General features: G+C 69.7%; 15 protein-coding genes and 2 pseudogenes. 12 read left to right on the top strand and 5 right to left on the bottom strand.

Features of this window, described 5'->3' with window-relative positions; translation table 11 throughout:
- The first annotated feature begins 353 nt into the window (after nucleotides 1-353).
- Nucleotides 354-611 (top strand): hypothetical protein, encoded by a 258-nt coding sequence (locus tag OHB49_RS02185; protein ID WP_329157432.1) that lies wholly within the window; start codon nucleotides 354-356, stop codon nucleotides 609-611.
- Between the two features lie 91 nt (nucleotides 612-702).
- Nucleotides 703-882: pseudogene (locus OHB49_RS02180) on the top strand (hypothetical protein); the annotation flags it as partial.
- A 31-nt stretch (nucleotides 883-913) separates the two neighbouring features.
- Here the strand turns inward: OHB49_RS02180 and OHB49_RS02175 are convergent.
- A complete protein-coding gene (locus OHB49_RS02175) occupies nucleotides 914-1,789 on the bottom strand; it encodes a LysR family transcriptional regulator (RefSeq protein WP_329157430.1) in 876 nt (291 codons plus the stop codon).
- A gap of 2 nt (nucleotides 1,790-1,791) precedes the next feature.
- Nucleotides 1,792-2,691 carry a LysR family transcriptional regulator gene (locus tag OHB49_RS02170; protein WP_329157428.1) on the bottom strand — a complete coding sequence of 300 codons (900 nt, stop codon included), beginning with the start codon at nucleotides 2,689-2,691 and terminating at the stop codon, nucleotides 1,792-1,794.
- A gap of 434 nt (nucleotides 2,692-3,125) precedes the next feature.
- On the opposite strand from OHB49_RS02170, the gene OHB49_RS02165 reads away from it, so the two are divergent.
- The 3 genes from OHB49_RS02165 to OHB49_RS02155 are packed head-to-tail and all read left to right on the top strand — an operon-like array spanning nucleotide 3,126 to nucleotide 5,575.
- Entirely contained in the window at nucleotides 3,126-3,794 is a 669-nt protein-coding gene (locus OHB49_RS02165; protein WP_329157425.1) for a DUF4097 family beta strand repeat-containing protein, read from the top strand.
- 15 nt (nucleotides 3,795-3,809) lie between these two features.
- Nucleotides 3,810-4,793 carry an ATP-binding cassette domain-containing protein gene (locus OHB49_RS02160; RefSeq protein ID WP_329157423.1) on the top strand — a complete coding sequence of 328 codons (984 nt, stop codon included), beginning with the start codon at nucleotides 3,810-3,812 and terminating at the stop codon, nucleotides 4,791-4,793.
- Complete coding sequence (locus OHB49_RS02155; protein ID WP_329157422.1) at nucleotides 4,790-5,575, top strand: ABC transporter permease; 786 nt, start codon at nucleotides 4,790-4,792, stop codon at nucleotides 5,573-5,575. Before OHB49_RS02160 ends, OHB49_RS02155 begins: the two co-directional genes overlap by 4 nt.
- A 158-nt stretch (nucleotides 5,576-5,733) precedes the next feature.
- On the opposite strand, the gene OHB49_RS02150 is transcribed toward OHB49_RS02155, so the two are convergent.
- Together OHB49_RS02150 and OHB49_RS02145 are read right to left on the bottom strand one after the other, a co-directional pair.
- Nucleotides 5,734-6,198, bottom strand: coding sequence for a hypothetical protein (locus OHB49_RS02150; RefSeq protein WP_329157420.1), 465 nt, complete (start codon nucleotides 6,196-6,198; stop codon nucleotides 5,734-5,736).
- Between the two features lie 362 nt (nucleotides 6,199-6,560).
- Nucleotides 6,561-7,196 (bottom strand): hypothetical protein, encoded by a 636-nt coding sequence (locus tag OHB49_RS02145; RefSeq protein ID WP_329157418.1) that lies wholly within the window; start codon nucleotides 7,194-7,196, stop codon nucleotides 6,561-6,563.
- Nucleotides 7,197-7,738: 542 nt separating this feature from the next.
- Between OHB49_RS02145 and OHB49_RS02140 the strand changes: the two are divergent.
- A pseudogene (locus tag OHB49_RS02140) lies at nucleotides 7,739-7,979 on the top strand (NUDIX domain-containing protein); the annotation flags it as partial.
- A gap of 65 nt (nucleotides 7,980-8,044) precedes the next feature.
- Here the strand turns inward: OHB49_RS02140 and OHB49_RS02135 are convergent.
- Nucleotides 8,045-8,257 carry a DUF4287 domain-containing protein gene (locus OHB49_RS02135; RefSeq protein WP_313941024.1) on the bottom strand — a complete coding sequence of 71 codons (213 nt, stop codon included), beginning with the start codon at nucleotides 8,255-8,257 and terminating at the stop codon, nucleotides 8,045-8,047.
- 173 nt (nucleotides 8,258-8,430) lie between these two features.
- Between OHB49_RS02135 and OHB49_RS02130 the strand changes: the two genes are divergently transcribed.
- The 6 genes from OHB49_RS02130 to OHB49_RS02105 all read left to right on the top strand — a co-directional run bounded on the left by OHB49_RS02130 (nucleotide 8,431) and on the right by OHB49_RS02105 (nucleotide 15,895).
- Nucleotides 8,431-9,627: a LysR family transcriptional regulator gene (locus OHB49_RS02130; RefSeq protein WP_329157416.1), complete on the top strand. Its 1,197-nt coding sequence runs from the start codon at nucleotides 8,431-8,433 to the stop codon at nucleotides 9,625-9,627.
- A 128-nt stretch (nucleotides 9,628-9,755) separates the two neighbouring features.
- On the top strand, nucleotides 9,756-11,048 hold the full coding sequence (locus OHB49_RS02125; RefSeq protein ID WP_329157415.1) for an FAD-dependent oxidoreductase: 1,293 nt from the start codon (nucleotides 9,756-9,758) through the stop codon (nucleotides 11,046-11,048).
- Nucleotides 11,049-11,059: 11 nt separating this feature from the next.
- Nucleotides 11,060-12,754, top strand: coding sequence for a dihydroxy-acid dehydratase (gene ilvD / locus OHB49_RS02120; RefSeq protein ID WP_329157413.1), 1,695 nt, complete (start codon nucleotides 11,060-11,062; stop codon nucleotides 12,752-12,754).
- Nucleotides 12,751-14,031 (top strand): aconitase X catalytic domain-containing protein, encoded by a 1,281-nt coding sequence (locus OHB49_RS02115; RefSeq protein WP_329157412.1) that lies wholly within the window; start codon nucleotides 12,751-12,753, stop codon nucleotides 14,029-14,031. The genes ilvD and OHB49_RS02115 overlap by 4 nt, the downstream gene beginning before the upstream one ends.
- Complete coding sequence (locus OHB49_RS02110) at nucleotides 14,028-14,480, top strand: aconitase X swivel domain-containing protein (RefSeq protein WP_329157410.1); 453 nt, start codon at nucleotides 14,028-14,030, stop codon at nucleotides 14,478-14,480. Before OHB49_RS02115 ends, OHB49_RS02110 begins: the two co-directional genes overlap by 4 nt.
- A complete protein-coding gene (locus OHB49_RS02105) occupies nucleotides 14,477-15,895 on the top strand; it encodes an MFS transporter (protein WP_329157409.1) in 1,419 nt (472 codons plus the stop codon). Before OHB49_RS02110 ends, OHB49_RS02105 begins: the two co-directional genes overlap by 4 nt.
- Nucleotides 15,896-16,131: the final 236 nt, after the last annotated feature.

Genomic DNA, 16,131 nt, shown 5'->3' with positions numbered 1-16,131 from the left:
GGGAGCGGAGGAACGCCCGTGCCCACGCCTCGGATCGGGGATGAAAAGACCTGTCTGGCCCTGCGCAGCGAGGAGAAGGCGGCCAGGATCGCCAACAGCGCGACGGCTTCCTGACAGGTGCGGTCGCCGCCGGGCCGGCCAGGTAGGCGCGCAGGAGGAGCGCACCGAGGACGACCTCCCCGCAGAGGCGTAGAGAGGGTCGGGGGCGAGGGCGGTCGCGCACGACCGAGGGGGAGCCCCTCGACGTTGCGCAGCTGACCAGTCTCGGCGTAGGGGCTCCGATCGCCGGCATACTCGCGGGCCGCCCGGGTACTCGCGCCACACGCCACCCCCTGTGAGGAAGCGAGAACGCAGTGAGCGAGCACCGCCCGGAAGCCCCTGGGAACAGCGGGGGGCCGACACCGAAGCCGATACCGAGGGACCTGCCCGATCAGCAGGTCACCGCTGACGAGGACCCCTGGGACGTCCCAGGCGCCTCGATTCACTCCACCGCCGACGAGCAGCCCGACCCGAAGATTCCCGATACGGACGAGGCCGGCACCGGGCGGAGGGGCGCCCCGCGCTCCGGCAACCGTCCCGGACATCCCGTGCCCGACGAACCGTCCGCCTGAAGCTCCGCGCGCAGCAGGAGGCCCGGCGGGTGACGCTGGGAGGAACGCCCGCGACTGCCGGCAGGAGTCCGGCCGCCCGAGAGGACACGTGATGGGTGTGCGCACCTGGGTCAGCGACTGGCCCGTCTACCGACAGCTGACCGGAACCGACCCGCTGGGGCGTGGCCGGGCTGCCGTCTCCGCACACACACAGCGGCTCAGGCCGCGCACCGACACGGCCGAACGGGTGGTTCCTTCCATCTGTCCTTACTGCGCGGTCGGCTGTAGCCGCTCGGCGGTGGGAGCGACGTGCAAGTCCGTGGTCATTCCTCGGTGGCGGCATCGGCGAGGGCACGAATCAGGGGGTTGTGGTCGTCGGTGCGCCAGGCGAACGCCCAGCGGCAGGGCGTCGCATCGCGGACGGGGAGGTAGACCAGGTTGGGCCAGGGGTAGAAGCGGGCGGCCTCGGCGGCGGTGGCGGCGACGGCCTGCCCGGCGCTGACCACCTTGAGTATGTCGTCCCATTCGGCGACCTCCGGGCCGCGGGCGATGGGGCGTCCCGAGGGGGTGCGGAAGGGCTGGAAGACCTCCTCCATGGAGGCCGGGATCGGCGACCGGTGGGCCAGGAAGGTCAGCTCACCGTAGTCCTCCAGGCAGACCGACTCGCGGTCGGCGTACGGGTGGGTGGCGGCCATGAACAGCATGATCGGCGAGGTGTGGGTGATCGGGCCGACGGTGATGTCGGGCTCGCGCACCGGCAGCCACACGTGCGCCACGTCGATCTCGCCCGATCGCAGCGGCGTGAGCGGATCGACGGTGCTCAGCTCTCTGTGGACCAGCCGCACGGCCGGATGACGGGTCTGGAAGTGTTCGATGATCTCGCGGATCATCCAGCTCTGCGGGCCCATGGTACCGAGCGTGAGCGTGCCGCCCGAGCCCCGGACGGACACCGACACCTCCTCGATCCCGTCGATAAGCAGCCGATAGGCAGGCCGGAGGGCCAGGGAGAGTTGCTCACCGGCCGGGGTGAGGCGGACCGTGCGGGAGGTCCGCTCGAACAGAGGGGCGCCGATGCGGCGTTCTTGCTTCTTGATGGCGTGGCTGACCCGGGACGGGGTGACGTGCAGCCGCTCGGCGGTGCGCCCGAAGTGCAGCTCCTCCGCCAGCGTCAGGAAGATCTCGATATCACGCAGTTCCATGCTCACTCACCGCCGTCCGAGTCGGCGAGCTCGCGGAGCAGGTCGACGAACGCCGGAACGAGCGGCGCCTGCTTGTCGGCGTGCAACAGCACGCCGTAGTCCAAGGTCGGCCCGTCCCGGAAGGGGATGAAGGCGATGCCGGGCCGGTTGTGGTAGCGGGCGGCACGGGCCGCCACGATGGAGGCACCGAGACCCGCGGCGACCAGGGCGGGGACCTCGGGCCAGAAGGTGTAGGACGGGCCGCGAGGGACGGGGCGGCCCATCGGCGTACGAGGGGGAAAGTGGATGTCCGCCACGGGTTTCGGGAGCTTGTGGTCCAGGGTGATCAGCGGCACGTCGGCCAGGTCCTCCAGCGACACGCTCTCGCGGCGGGCCAGGGGGTGGGGGGCCGGGACCATCAGCGCCCGGCGCTCGCGGAACAGCACGGGCCCGGCCGCGGTGCCGGCTTCGTGCACGGGGAATTCAATGAGCTGCAGGTCGAGTTCGTCGCGGTGCAGCGAGCCGTACAGGTCGTTGAACTGAATCTCCCGGACACCCACGGTCCATCCGGCATGCCGGCCGCGGAAGATATCGGCGGCCCGCAGCAGCAGGTCGGCGCACCAGGGGGTGGTGCAGCCGGCGCGCAGCGTGCCGGAGCCGGTCCGCGCTTCGGCCGCGGCCCGGTCGACGGCCTGCTGGATCCGCTGGTGGGCAGGCAGCAGGTCGTCCCGGAGCTGCTGGCCGAGCGGGGTGAGGCGGACCGTGCGTGAGGTCCGCTCGAAGAGCGGGGCGCCGATGCGGCGTTCTTGCTTCTTGATGGCGTGGCTGACCCGGGACGGGGTGACGTGCAGTCGCTCGGCGGTGCGTCCGAAGTGCGGTTCCTCCGCCAGCGTCAGGAATATCCCGATGTCGCGCAGTTCCATGTCCCCTCCTGATCGTGAACCTATCGGTCATCGCTGCGTTGACACAATGCGTATCGATGACCCAGCGGGTAACGCAGCCTTGCCGACTTCGCCGTTGATCATCGATCGGCGACCGTTCACGCTGTTGCCAGCCGCGCCGCAGGCACGGCTGCGGCGTGGGACGGGAAGTGGGCATGACCAAGCGGGAGTTGACCTCGGGCGCGAGCGGGCCGGTCCGGTGCTGGCGTACCGGTCGGCCCGGAACGGCTGTGCGGTCACCGTGGCGGAGCGGGCGCCGGCGCCGTGAGCCGAGCGGATATGCGGTGAATTTCCGCACCGAGGCATTCGACGTGCTGGAGCAGTGCGCGACACCCCGTGAGTTCCCCTGAGCCCCGATGAACGTCTGCGCTGTGGCCAGCGAGTGTCAGAAACAACGAGCACAGGAGGAGAGCACGATGCAGAAGTTCGACACCCCCACCCCGATCTCAGCCGTCCTGGACATCCCTGCGGGACGCATCCGGCTCATCGCCGCCGATCGGGCCGACACCGTGGTCGAGGTGCTGCCTGCGGATGCCTCGAAGGGCCGCGACGTGAAGGCGGCGGAGCAGACCACGGTCGAATACGGCGACGGCGTGCTGCGGATCGCGGCCTCGGCGAAGAACCAGATACTCGGCCCCTCCGGATCCGTCGCGGTGGCTATCCAGCTGCCCGCCGGTTCCCGCGTCGAGGCGAAGGCGGCCGGCGCCGAACTGCGGGCTGTCGGACGGTTCGGCGATATCGCCTTTGAGGGCGCCCACGGCTCGGTCAAGATCGACGAGGCCGCGAGAGTCCGCCTGACTGCCGCCGCCGGTGACGTATCCATCGGCCGCCTGGGCGGCCCCGCTGAGATCAGCACCAAGAAGGGCGACATCCGGATCGCCGAGGCCGTGGGCGGCACGGTCGTGCTGCACACCGAGGTCGGCGAGATCTCGGTCGGTGCCGCCCACGGAGTCTCCGCCTCCCTCGATGCCGGCACCGCCTACGGCCGAATTCACAACGCGCTCGAGAACACCGACGGCGCCGCCGCCGGCCTGCACATCCGCGCGACCACCGCCCACGGCGACATCGTCGCCCGCAGCCTCTAAAGAGGAGCAACCCCCATGACCAACCCGGCCATCACGGCGAACGGGCTGCGCAAGTCCTACGGCGACAAGGTCGTGCTCGACGGCATCGACCTGACCGTCCCCGAAGGAACGATCTTCTCCCTGCTCGGCCCGAACGGCGCCGGCAAGACCACCGCCGTCAAGATCCTCTCCACTCTGATCAGCGCCGACGCCGGCTCCGGCGAGATCCGCGTCGGCGGCCACGACCTCACCGCCGACCCCCAGGCGGTCCGCGCCGCGATCGGCGTCACCGGACAGTTCTCCGCCGTCGACGGGCTGATCACCGGCGAGGAGAACATGCTCCTGATGGCGGACCTGCACCACCTGTCCAAGAGCGAGGGGCGGCGCACCGCCGCCGAACTCCTCGAGCGCTTCGACCTGGTGGAGGCGGCGAAGAAGCCCGCCTCCACCTACTCCGGCGGCATGAAGCGCCGCCTGGACATCGCGATGACGCTGGTCGGCAACCCGCGGATCATCTTCCTCGACGAGCCGACCACCGGCCTCGACCCGCGCAGCCGCCACAACATGTGGGGGATCATCCGTGAGCTGGTCTCCGACGGCGTCACGGTCTTCCTCACCACCCAGTACCTGGAGGAGGCCGACGAGCTCGCCGATCGTATCGCGGTCCTCAACAACGGCAGGATCGCCGCCGAGGGCACCGCCGAGGAGCTCAAGCGGATCGTCCCCGGCGGCCACGTGCGACTCCGGTTCACCGACCCGACCGCGTACCAGTCCGCCGCCGCCGCGCTGCGCGAGGCCACCAGGGACGACGAGGCGCTCGCGCTGCAGATCCCCAGCGGCGGCAGCCAGCGCGAACTGCGCTCCATCCTCGACTGGCTGGACGCGGCCGGAATCGAGGCGGACGAGCTGACCGTGCACACCCCCGACCTCGACGACGTGTTCTTCGCCCTGACCGGCGGCACCGACCCACAGCCCGGCCAGTCCAGCCTGCCCAGCCAGCCCAAGGAGGCTGTCCGATGAGCTCCCTGTCCCTCACCGTGCGCGACTCGTCCACGATGCTGCGCCGCAACCTCCTGCACGCGCGCCGCTACCCGTCCCTGACGCTGAACCTGCTGCTCACGCCGATCGTGCTGCTGCTGCTCTTCGTCTACATCTTCGGCGATGTGATGAGCGCGGGCATCGGCGGCGCCGACCGCTCCGCGTACATCGCCTACCTCGTGCCGGGCCTCCTGCTGATGACCATCGGCAGTACCACGATCGGGACCGCGGTGTCCGTCTCCAACGACATGACCGAGGGCATCATCGCCCGCTTCCGCACGATGGCGATCCACCGCGGGTCGGTGATCATCGGGCACGTCATCGGCAGCGTGCTGCAGTCGGTCGTGAGCGTGGTGCTCGTGGGCGCTGTCGGCGTGGCCATCGGCTTCCGCTCCACGGACGCCACGGCCTTGGAGTGGCTCGCGGCTTTCGGGCTGCTCGTGCTCTTCGCCCTGGCGCTCACCTGGATCGCGGTCGGGATGGGCATGGTCAGCCCGAACGCCGAGGCGGCCAGCAACAACGCGATGCCGCTGATCTTCCTCCCGCTCATCTCCAGCGCCTTCGTCCCGGTCGACGCGATGCCGGGCTGGTTCCAGCCGATCGCCGAGTACCAGCCCTTCACCCCGGCCATCGAGACCCTGCGCGGGCTGCTGCTCGGTAGCGAGATCGGCAACAATGGGTGGCTCGCGGTGGCCTGGTGCCTGGGTCTCGCGGTGCTCGGCTACTTCTGGTCGAAGGCGGTCTTCAACCGCGATTCGAAGTAGCCGCGACGACTGCGCGAACGGCCTCCCGCGGCTCGTCCTGCCAGAGGGAGCGGCGTACTCCGACATCGCGTCGGCGTACGCCGCTCCCTCGGCGCGGCTCGCCAAGTCGAGCCGCGCAGCAACCATTTGGACAGCCCCCGTTTCGCACAAGGCGCCATTCAGATGCGGCCTCCGGTGAGGCGAGTCACCGGCCCCAATTTCCGCTTGGCCGTGTGGCGCCCCGCGGCGAAGGCGACGCCTACGACGGTGGCACCGGCGCCCGCTACAACGGCGTTGCGATGCTTGACCGCGGTCCATATCGTGAGCGCCCCTGAAGTGACCTTGCCGCCGACGGATGCGGCGGCGCGCTTGCCGCTTTCCACCCCAGCGGTCGCGGCCCGGCTCACCTGCTGAGTGGCCGTTGAGATGGACCTCGTGCCGGCGGCGGTCGCCTCCTGAGCGTCGGAGGCCGACGACTTCGCGGCTTCGGCGGTGTGGATGTCTCCCTCTGTCGCACGTCCAGCGGCCGCGGTGGTCTTCTTGCCGGCTGCCTGGGACGTGCGACCCGCACCAGGTCCGGTGGCAGACGACGCGGAGTTGGACGTGCCTGTTGCCTTCTCGGAATTCTTGGCCTCTTCAGTCATGGTTCTCGCGTTTCCTTTGGGTGCCTGCCCAAACGTTCTGATGCACCGGGTGCCATTCCTCGCAGGTCGGGACATGCCCTTCTGCCGAGCTGCTCGGGCTCGGCTCCTTCACGGCAACTTCGGCGTACAGGAGCTTCGATGGCTGACTTTCCGCTGCGGCAGGGACAGCGGCGCCGCAGGCGCGGGCACGCTCGTTGACCTCGGAGCCGCCGAGAAACAGCTGTTCCCGCGGTACGAGGGACTCTTGCACCTACCCGGCTTATCTCCCGTCACAGAGGGCACCCCCCTGAGCAACGATGTCGCCGCTGCCCGTCCTGGGCGGCGGCGGCATCGTTGCGTCCGAGGCCAGAGCTACCGCGTCTCTACGGGCAGGTCTCCTCGAACTTGACTGCGGTGAACTTGACCGGCTGGCCGCGAAGGGCGACTCCGGGACTGGGGGACTGTGTGCAGACCTGCCAGTTGCTCTCCAGCAGCACCATGCGGTCACCTGCCGCATCGGTCACCGTGATTGAGGTACCCGAGTCGAGGGCCCCACGCGCGGCCTTCAGGGACTTGCCGACCAGATTCGGCATCTTGCCGCCCTCGACCCTCGGCTCCTTCTGATCCTTCGAGGGACAGGACTCTTCGAGTTTCACTGTGCCGAAGTCCAGCTCGGTGTCGACCGGGACGGTCCTCCCCGGCGGGTAGTTCTGCGAGCAGACCTTCCAGTTCCGGTCGAACGCCTGCAGCCGATCCCGGCCTGCACTGTCGTGGGACCGCAGGCTGTAGAAGCCGTCAGCCTGGGCCTTGTCCTGAGCGGACTGCAGGCCCATGCCGACGAAGTTCGCTACCGCCTTGCGCTCTGCAGGCTTGTCGTCCTTCGCCGACGGTGTCGTTTCCGCCGCGGTGACAGAAGGAGTCGGAGCGGCGGGCTGCTGGCTTGTGGTGGCCGGGTCACAGCCGACCAGGGTCACAGCGGCCAGACAGCCGAGCGCGGCCGTAAGTGTGCGGGTGTTCAAGTTGTCCCCCCAAGGTGCGGTTCATGAAGGAATGACCGTATGCGGGCGGGATGTGACGAGGGAGTGGGTTGTTCCGGCAGTGACGAAGCTGTGACTAAATGGTGCGGGGCGGGTGGAGTGGTGCGGGCGGGGTAGGGCGCCAACCGTCCGACCCGCGTGCTCTGTTGAACGGTGCGGGGCTAGAGGAACGGAACCGCTCATGCTCCAACGTTTTCTGGTCAGGTCTCTTCCGTAGTGGCTGATTCAGGTGCATCGTTGATCGCGCGGGACCCCGAAGCCCCTGGGCCGAGGCCTCGTTTCGGGGCCCGCCGCGCGCTGCGTACTTGGCGGGACCCACCGCCCCTCCCGACCTCCCCACGGGAGGGTCGGGGCACCCCCGGCGTCATGCCGCTTCGTGCCGGTGGACCGGGCCGCCGCACCATTCGATCCGCCTCACCGCAGCGAGGATCTCCTGCTCGGCGCCCCGATGGCCGCGGAGACCGCCCACGGGCCGCTGATCCCACCCGTCGCGTCCGGTACCTGACGCATCACGCCACCCCGGCGGCTCCGTCACTGAGCGTCTGCACTTCTACGCCGCCCACTACGATCCGGCGGACAACCCCACCGGGAGGACCGGAATCGCGGCCGAGGGCGAAGGCCTCTCCACCGTCGAACTCCCCTTCGCCGATGCACTCGATGGTGCGCGACGGCACGATCGTCGACGCCAAAACCATCATGCTGCTCCAATGGGCAGCCCTCGAAGGCCCGTTCCGGCAGGCCGGCCCGCTGGCCCATCGGAGCTGAGACAGGCTCAGCACCGGGATCACGACCGGTGGCGATGCGCTCTCATGTTTCCAGGATGGAGCGGCTCACTTCCCGGCGTCCTCGGCAAGGGTGTGCGCGACAAGGGCGTTTGCGTGACCGTGCCCGAGCCCGTGCCCGGTTTTGAGCCAGGAGACGAGTTCCATATGCCTGGTCAAGGGTGAGGAGCGGATGATGTCCTTCCACTCGGCTATCGGACGGCCGTACTTCTTCTCGATCGAAGGGAAGTAGCTGGCAGGGCCCTTCACGGCTTCAGTCATATCGCAGTGTCCCATCTCTCGGCGAAAAATGATCTTGAGGTGCTGATCTGCTTTGCTTGTATGACCGGAAGCGACAGGCGAAGTAATCGGTCGGATGAAAGTTACTTGTGCCATTGTCGATCTTGCGTGACCGTCCCGCCCCACACCGGCCGGAACGATCTGAACGTCGGGTCGTGACGCGATCCATCGGGCAGGCCCTGGTCGCAGACTTCGGTGACGGCGAACTGTGTGGTGTTCTCGTCGACCGGGGAATGCCGACGGCGAATGTGGCGACGATGGCTCGGCCAGTCAGTCGCGCGACCAGGCTTCTCGCCTTCGATCGCAGTGACTCCAGCCGGGCGGTCGACGCGGGATTCCGGCCAACGGAATCATGGCTGGCCCTGGCGATGCGTATGCGGCAGGATCCCGAGCTCATGACCCCACGGCAGTCCCGTCCCACACACCTCGCCAACCTCGACCTCAACCTCCTGGTCACGCTCCGCGCACTGCTGCGCGAGCGGAACGTCACCCGTGCCGCCCGCAACCTCGGCGTCACCCAGCCGGCCGTCAGCGCCTCGCTGTCCCGGCTGCGCCGGCACTTCGCGGACGAGTTGCTCGTCAGGGTCCAGGGCACCTACGTGCTGACGCCGCTCGCCGCGCAGCTCGCCGGTCAGGTCGAGACGGTGTGCGCTGCGGCGGAGCGGCTCTTCGCGACGGGCACGGCGTTCGATCCGGCCACCACACAGCGGGAGTTCACGCTGCTGATGGCCGACTATCCGGCAACCGTTCTCGGCCCCGCGCTCTCGCGGCTGTTCGACAGCGACGCACCGCACGCGGCGCTTCATCTCCAGCTCGTCCGGGAGACTCTGGGCAGCGGTGCGGGCGACACGATTCGCCTCGTCGACGGTCTGGTGTCCCCGTCTCTCGGCCACTTTCGCACCCCGGGGGTCGGGTCGGTTCCGCTCTTCCGCGACCGGTGGGTCTGCCTGGTGTCCACCGGTCATCCGCTGTGCGAGGCCGGGGCATTCGGCATCGAGGACCTGGCACGGCTGCCGTGGGTGGTGCCCTACCACCGGGACGACGGCTACCCCTCGGCCGCTCCGGCGACCCGGCAGCTGACCGCACTGGGCATCCGGCCGCGGATCGCCGTACGCGTGGAGAGCTATCGGGCCGTACCCGACTTCATCGCCGGCACGCGGAGGGTGGCGCTCATCCCGGAGCGGCTCACCGCGCGGCTGCCGTCGGCTCACGGACTGCGCACGCTCGACTGTCCGGTACCGCTCGATTCGCTCGAGGAGCACCTGTGGTGGGACGCGAGCCACGACGAGGACCCGGCGCACAGCTGGCTGCGTGAACTGGTGGCCCGGGCAGCGGACAGCCTCGGACCATAAACGCCATTGATGCCACCCAGCCGAACGCTCTATCGACCTGGGCATTCCCTCCGCGGAACAGGGCTTCCTAGTGTGCCGGGCAAGCAGTGAGCCGACTGCGGCACAGCCCCCTCGCACAGGAGATCTCCATGCCCCATGCCCTGACCGAGCTGAAAGTCCATACCGTCACCAAGCAGACCGGTACGGCGAGCCATCAACTCGACGCCGATGTCTGCGTGGTGGGGGCGGGGGTCTCCGGAATCTCCGCCGCGATCGAGAGCGCGCAGCTCGGGCGGGACGTCGTCCTCGTGGACAGTCTGCCCGTGCTCGGTGGGCAGATGGTGAACTCGCTGATCGGACTGTTCTGCGGGGTGTACGGAAACGGGCCCGGCTACCGGCAGCTCACCCACGGCATCTTCGACGGAATCTTCGCCGACCTGGATGCTTCCGGCGATCTGCACACCAACCGTGGCCACACCATCACCGTCACCTATGACGAGGTGGCGCTGGGCCGGTGGGTGGAGCGGCGGATCCGGGAACTGGGCATCCGTGTCGTCCTCGGGGCCTCGATCACCGGTGTGGAGCGGGACGGTCGGCGCATCGCGGCGGTGTCCTTCGCCACCCGGCACGGAACCGTGCGGGTCACCGCGCCCGGCTTCGTCGACGCCACCGGCGACGCGGCGCTTGCCTGGGAGGCTGGGCTGGCCTGCCGCGTGCCGGAACGAACCATCTACGGATCGCAGCAGATCGTCCTGGAGCACCTGCACGAGGAGCATCAGCCGGGCCGTGAGGAGCTTGCCGAGCAGGTCCACGCCAAGGCGCCCGAATGGGGACTGGTCCGCCGCGACGGGCTCGCCTTCTTCTTCCCCGGACGGAACACCGCCGTCCTCAACATGACCCACATACCGGCCCCGCTCGACCCGGTCGAGGCGTCTGCCGCCCAGCTCGACGGCCGTGAACAGGCCGACCGGGTGGTCGAGTTCCTGCGTGCGGAATTCCCGAAGGCCTTCGGCGAGGCGAAAGTCCGCTCGTACGGTCTCCCGGGAAGGCGGCAGACCCGCTGGATCAAGGGCAGCCACCAGCTGTCGCTCGACGAGGTGAGGGCCGGAACCCGCTTCGAGGACGCGGTCGCCCGCACCGCCTGGCCCATCGAGCTGCACGACCGTGCGGACGGGTACGTCTGGGAGACCTTCGACGCCGACCACGTCCACTACGTACCACTGCGCTCCCTGCTCTCCCCGGACTGCGACAACCTCGTGGCCGCCGGACGCTGCGCCGACGGCGATGCGGCGGCCCTCTCCAGCGTGCGCGTCATGGGTCCCTGCGCGGCCATGGGGGCGGGCGCCGCCCACGCCCTGGATCTCGCCGGACGCGATGGCAGCGTGCACGGGATCGACCTCGCAGCCCTCCGCGCCCGCCTCGCCGCAAACGTCGACGACTGAGGAGCCGATTCATGACCGCACTCCGCAGCAACTACACCCCCGGAACGTCTCCGTGGGCCGTCCGGCGCGCACAGTGGCGAGCCCTCGGCCTCACCGACGAGGACATGGCCAAGCCGAAGATCGCCATCGTCAACTCCTCGTCCCAGCTCGCCACCTGCTACAGCCACCTCGACGACATCGCGAGGGCCGCCAAGGAGGCGATCGCCGAGTCCGGCGGCATCGGCTTCGAAATCCGCACCGTTGCCCCGAGCGACTTCATCCACAGCGCGGGCGGCCGCGGTGGCTACATTCTCTCCGCTCGCGACCTGATCACCCATGACATCGAGGCCGCCGTCGAAGGCGCCCAGCTCGACGGCATGCTCACGCTCGCCTCCTGCGACAAGACCGCCCCAGGGCAGCTGATGGCGGCAGCGCGGCTCGATCTGCCGACCGTCGTCGTCGGCTGCGGCTATCAGGCCTGCGGCACCTTCGCCGGGCGCCACTGCGACATCGAGGACGTCTTCCTCGCCGCGGGCCACCACGCACAGGGCCGCATCAGCCTGGACGAACTGACCGGTATGAGCGAGAACGCCGTCGCGGGACCGGGCGTATGCGCCGGCATGGGCACCGCCAACTCCATGCACATCGCCTGCGAGGCGCTCGGTATGGCGCTGCCCGGCTCCACACCGGTGCTCGCCAACAGCCCGAGGATGTGGGCCGATGTGCGGGCTGCGGGGCGCCGGATCGTCGACGTCGTCCGCGAGGACCTGCGCCCCCGCGCCCTGCTCACCCGCGAGGCCTTCGAGAACGCGGTGACGGTCATGCTCGCCGTCAGCGCGTCCATCAATTCCGTCAAGCACCTGCAGGCGATCGCCGAGGAGGCGCACACCGGCATCGACGTGTACGGCATGTACGAGCGGCTCGCCGACCAGGTCCCGCTGCTGGCCGCCGTACGGCCGAACGGACCGTACTCCATCGACGAGTTCGAGGCGGCCGGCGGAGCGTCGGGAGTGCTGTGGCAGCTGCGCGAGCTGCTGCATACCGAGGCCCTGACCATCACGGGCCGCACTCTCGGTGAGGAGCTCAGGGAACGACAGCCCAAGGACCCCGAGGTGATCCGGCCGCCGGAGCGAGCGCTCGGCCGCAGGCCCACGATCGTCCTGGTCCGCGGCTCGCTCGCGCCGGCCACCGGAATCGTCAAGCTGGCGGTCGACGAGGAGCGCCCGCCGTCGTTCACCGGACCGGCCAAGGTGTACGACAGTCCGCAGGACGCGCTTGACGGGTTGCGTGCCGGAGATGTGCTGCCGGGACAGGTGCTGGTGCTGCGCGGTCTCGGGCCCAAGGGCACTCCCGGCATGGGCATGGCCTCGCGGCCCGTCTTCGCGCTCGACGGGGCCGGGCTGACCGGCAAGGTCGCCGTCGTCACCGACGGACAACTCTCCGGCCTGGTCAACAAGGGCATCGTCGTCGGCGAGGTCTCCCCGGAGGCCGCCGACGGCGGGCCGCTGGCCCTGGTCCGGGACGGCGACACGATCTCCATCGACCTCACGACCCGGCGCGCCGACCTCCTCGTACCGGACGAGGAACTGGCCACCCGCATCCCCTGGACCCCGTGCGCGGAGGCCGAGCGCGGATGGCTGTCCGTCTACCTGCGGACGGTCCGCCCGCTCCAGGAAGGCGCGGTACTCACCCCGCGCACGCCCAGGGAAGGAACCACGAGCGCATGAAGCTCAACGACACCGACAAGGCCATGCTCGACGGCGCCGAAGGACCCGCGGTCGCGGCAGCTATGGACCTCCTCGTCCGCTACGGGCAAGCGTTGGACGCCGAGGAGCTGTGCGACGTGCGGAACGTGGCGGGGACCATGACCCAGCCGTCGCCCGCCAAAGCACAGCTCGCACGGGAAGGTGGCTGGCACAAGGCGTACGCCGTGCTCAACCTCGACAGCGACGGCGACTTCACCATCCCCGACATGAAGGTACCCACCTGCCAGCTCCAGCAGAGCTTCGGTCCCGACGCCGAGGGCGTCGCCCCCTACCCGAAGGAGCTCGTCGCGCTGCAGTCCGACGCCGAGGCGTTCTACAGCCGCAAGGGCGTCAACATCCTCGCCACCTGCACGCCGTACCAAGTGGGCAACATCCCCGTACGTGGCGAACATCTGGCCTGGATGGAGTCCTCGGCGGTCGTCTACGCCAACTCGGTGGTGGGCGCACGCACCAACTGCGAAGGCACGGCCTCCACCGGAGCGGCCTCGCTCACCGGCCGCATCCCCTGCTGGGGCAACCACCGCACCGAGAACCGGATCGGCACCCACCACGTCGACGTCCGCACACCGGTGGCGGGGCCACTCGACTGGGGCATGCTCGGCTACTTCGCCGGAGGCCTCGTCCAGGAGGAACGCCCGGTCGTCACCGGCGCGCTGGCCCAGCCCGACCTGCTCGACCTCAAGCACTTCGGGGCGGCCGCCGCATCCTCCGGCGGGGTCGAGATCTACCACCTTCCCGGCATCACCCCCGAAGCCCCGAGTCTCGAGGCAGCCTTTGGCGGCCGGCGGATCCCCGAGGCCGTGCCGTACGGGGAACGCGAGCGCCGTGCCGTCTATGAGGACCTCAACTCCCAGGGCACAAGCCCGGACGTGGACTTCGTCCTGCTCGGCTGCCCGCACGCCTCGCTCGACCAGGTCCGCGACACCGCGCGGCTGCTGGAGGGGCGGCGGCTCAACTCCGGCACCCAATTGTGGCTGATGGTGCCACGAGCACTGCGCACGACCGCGGACCGCAACGGCTGGACGCAGACCATCGAGCGCGCCGGCGGCCGCGTGCTCACCGACTCCTGCCCCGCCATGTCCCGCTCCGCGCCACCCGGCACGAAGGTCTTCGCCACCGACTCGGCGAAGCAGGCCCACTACCTGCCCGCGATCCTCGGCATCGAGGCCTGGTTCGGCACGCTCGCCGACTGCATCGATGCCGCTGTCACCGGCATCTGGAAAGGAGACCTGCGATGAGCGACGCCGTGGTCCTGCGGGGGCGGACCGTCGTCCCCGGCCTAGTGGAGGGCGAGGCACTCGTATCGGCCGAGACCGTCTCCGGATGGGGCGGCATCGACCCGGCCCGCGGCGTCGTCATCGAACGCCGCCACCCGCTGTACGGCCAGTCCTTCGCCGGGAAGATCCTGGTGTTCCCGGGCGCCAAGGGTTCCTCCGGCTGGGCGGGCTTCTTCCAGGCGACCCGGCTCGCCGGCACCGCCCCCCTCGGCATGATCTTCGTGACGACGACCACCAAGGCCGCCCTCGGCGCGGTCGTCACCCGCGTACCCACCGTGACCGGCCTGGACCAGGACCCGCTGACCGTCATCCGCACAGGCGACCGGGTCCGCATCGACGCCGACCACGGCACCGTCACCGTGCACCCCGCACCGATCCCGCACACCTCAGCGACGAGGAGCTGTCCATGAGCGCCGCACCGCCCGTTGTGGAACTGGCCCCGATCGTCGAGCGGCAGCGCGCGAGCCGCTCATGGCTGCTGATGTACGCCGTCTGCTGCTTGATCACCTTCCTCGACGGCTTCGACTTCCAGATCCTGTCGTTCGCCGCCACCTACATCCGGAAGGATTTCGCGCTCACCGAGACCCAGCTCGGCACCCTCGGTACGGTCGGCCTGTTCGGCACCATGATCGGTGCTTTGATCATGGGCTATCTGGCCGACCGGATCGGCCGCCGTCCCATCATCGCTGTCTCGGTCGTCGGCTTCGGCCTCTTCATGCTCGGCTTCGCCTATGCGGGCACGTACGGACACCTGGTCGCCCTGCGGTTCGTCTCCGGGCTCTTCCTCGGCGGGGTGCTACCACTGACCTGGGCCCTGGCGGCCGAGTACGCGCCGAAGCGGTTCCGGGTGACCGCTGTGTCGATCATCATGGCCGGCTACACCCTCGGCGGCGCCGCGGGCGGCCCCGTCTCCAACTGGCTGATTCCGGAACACGGCTGGCGCTCGGTGTTCGTCGTCGGCGGTGTCTGCTCCCTGCTCACCGTCTTTGCGATGCTGGCGCTGTTGCCCGAGTCGGTGAAGTTCCTGGCGCTGAAGGCCCGCCCCGGCAGCGATGAGCGCATCGCCCGCATCCTGGCCCGCCTCCAGCCGGACCTGGCCATCGAGCCCGGGACCCGCTTCACCACCGGCGATCCGCAACAGGCCGATCACGGCAAGCGGTTCACCCCTGCCCAGCTCTTCCGCGGCCACCTCATGGGCATCACACCACTGCTGTGGTTGGTCTACCTGCTCTCCTCGGCGCTGATCTACTTCATGGTCTTCTGGACCCCGATGATCAACGAGCGGATGGGCTTCAGCGTGAGCGCCGCCGCCACCATCGCCGCGTGCGCGAGCGTCGCGGGCGCCGTCGGGCAGCTGTTCATCAGCCGGTTCGTCGATCGCAAGGGCGCGGGCACCATCCTGTGGATGCCGCTCGCAGCCGTCGTCTGCATGCTGGTTCTGGGCACCGGTGTGCTCGGTCCGGCCGTCTACGTCGCCTTCGTCATCGGCGCCAAGATGTTCATCAACAGCGGCCATGGTGGCATCACCAGCATCGCCGGCACCTTCTACCCCACGGCGATCCGAGCCAACGGTGCCGCCTGGGCGTCCTCCGTCGCCAAGGTCGGTGCCATGGCCGGACCCTGGCTCGGCGGCGTCATCCTCGACGCCGGTCTCGGGGCACGCGGGGCGTTCACCGTGTTCTCGGTCTGTCCGGCGGTGATGGTGCTCGTGCTGTTCGCGCTCGGCCGGGTCCAGCGCAGGCTGCCGGCCGAGGCCGAGGGCGCACTGTCCGCGGAGCTGCCCGCGACCGGCGTGACGACGGCAAGGCCGGCGGTCCAGACCTGACCGCAAGTCCGTTCTCCCTGGCCGGGGTCGGGCGCCGAAGCGCCATGGGCTGCGCTCCCGGCCGGCCCGGTGGGGTCCGACCCGCTGACCGGCGGCCTGCCGATCGCGGGGGCGGACGGACGTCATCGCGGCCGCGAAGGCCCCGAACCACCCGGCGCCGGACTTCCGTTCAACGGAAGGCGCCCTGTTCGCAGGCGCGTGCCTGCAGCACTCTGGGAAGCGCTCCGCCCCGGCCC

The sequence above is a fragment of the Streptomyces sp. NBC_01717 genome (assembly GCF_036248255.1).
Taxonomy (GTDB): Bacteria; Actinomycetota; Actinomycetes; order Streptomycetales; family Streptomycetaceae; genus Streptomyces.
The sequence above is the reverse complement of the archived record's forward strand: the minus strand, read 5'-3'. Positions and strand labels throughout refer to the sequence as shown.

Coding starts and splice junctions, on each gene's coding strand:
- OHB49_RS02125 (WP_329157415.1), top strand. CDS start 9,756: ATGCCCCATGCCCTGACCGAGCTGAAAGTCCATACCGTCACCAAGCAG.
- OHB49_RS02115 (WP_329157412.1), top strand. CDS start 12,751: ATGAAGCTCAACGACACCGACAAGGCCATGCTCGACGGCGCCGAAGGA.
- OHB49_RS02135 (WP_313941024.1), bottom strand. CDS start 8,257: ATGACTGAAGCCGTGAAGGGCCCTGCCAGCTACTTCCCTTCGATCGAG.
- OHB49_RS02160 (WP_329157423.1), top strand. CDS start 3,810: ATGACCAACCCGGCCATCACGGCGAACGGGCTGCGCAAGTCCTACGGC.
- OHB49_RS02175 (WP_329157430.1), bottom strand. CDS start 1,789: ATGGAACTGCGTGATATCGAGATCTTCCTGACGCTGGCGGAGGAGCTG.
- ilvD (WP_329157413.1), top strand. CDS start 11,060: ATGACCGCACTCCGCAGCAACTACACCCCCGGAACGTCTCCGTGGGCC.
- OHB49_RS02105 (WP_329157409.1), top strand. CDS start 14,477: ATGAGCGCCGCACCGCCCGTTGTGGAACTGGCCCCGATCGTCGAGCGG.
- OHB49_RS02110 (WP_329157410.1), top strand. CDS start 14,028: ATGAGCGACGCCGTGGTCCTGCGGGGGCGGACCGTCGTCCCCGGCCTA.
- OHB49_RS02155 (WP_329157422.1), top strand. CDS start 4,790: ATGAGCTCCCTGTCCCTCACCGTGCGCGACTCGTCCACGATGCTGCGC.
- OHB49_RS02170 (WP_329157428.1), bottom strand. CDS start 2,691: ATGGAACTGCGCGACATCGGGATATTCCTGACGCTGGCGGAGGAACCG.
- OHB49_RS02150 (WP_329157420.1), bottom strand. CDS start 6,198: ATGACTGAAGAGGCCAAGAATTCCGAGAAGGCAACAGGCACGTCCAAC.
- OHB49_RS02165 (WP_329157425.1), top strand. CDS start 3,126: ATGCAGAAGTTCGACACCCCCACCCCGATCTCAGCCGTCCTGGACATC.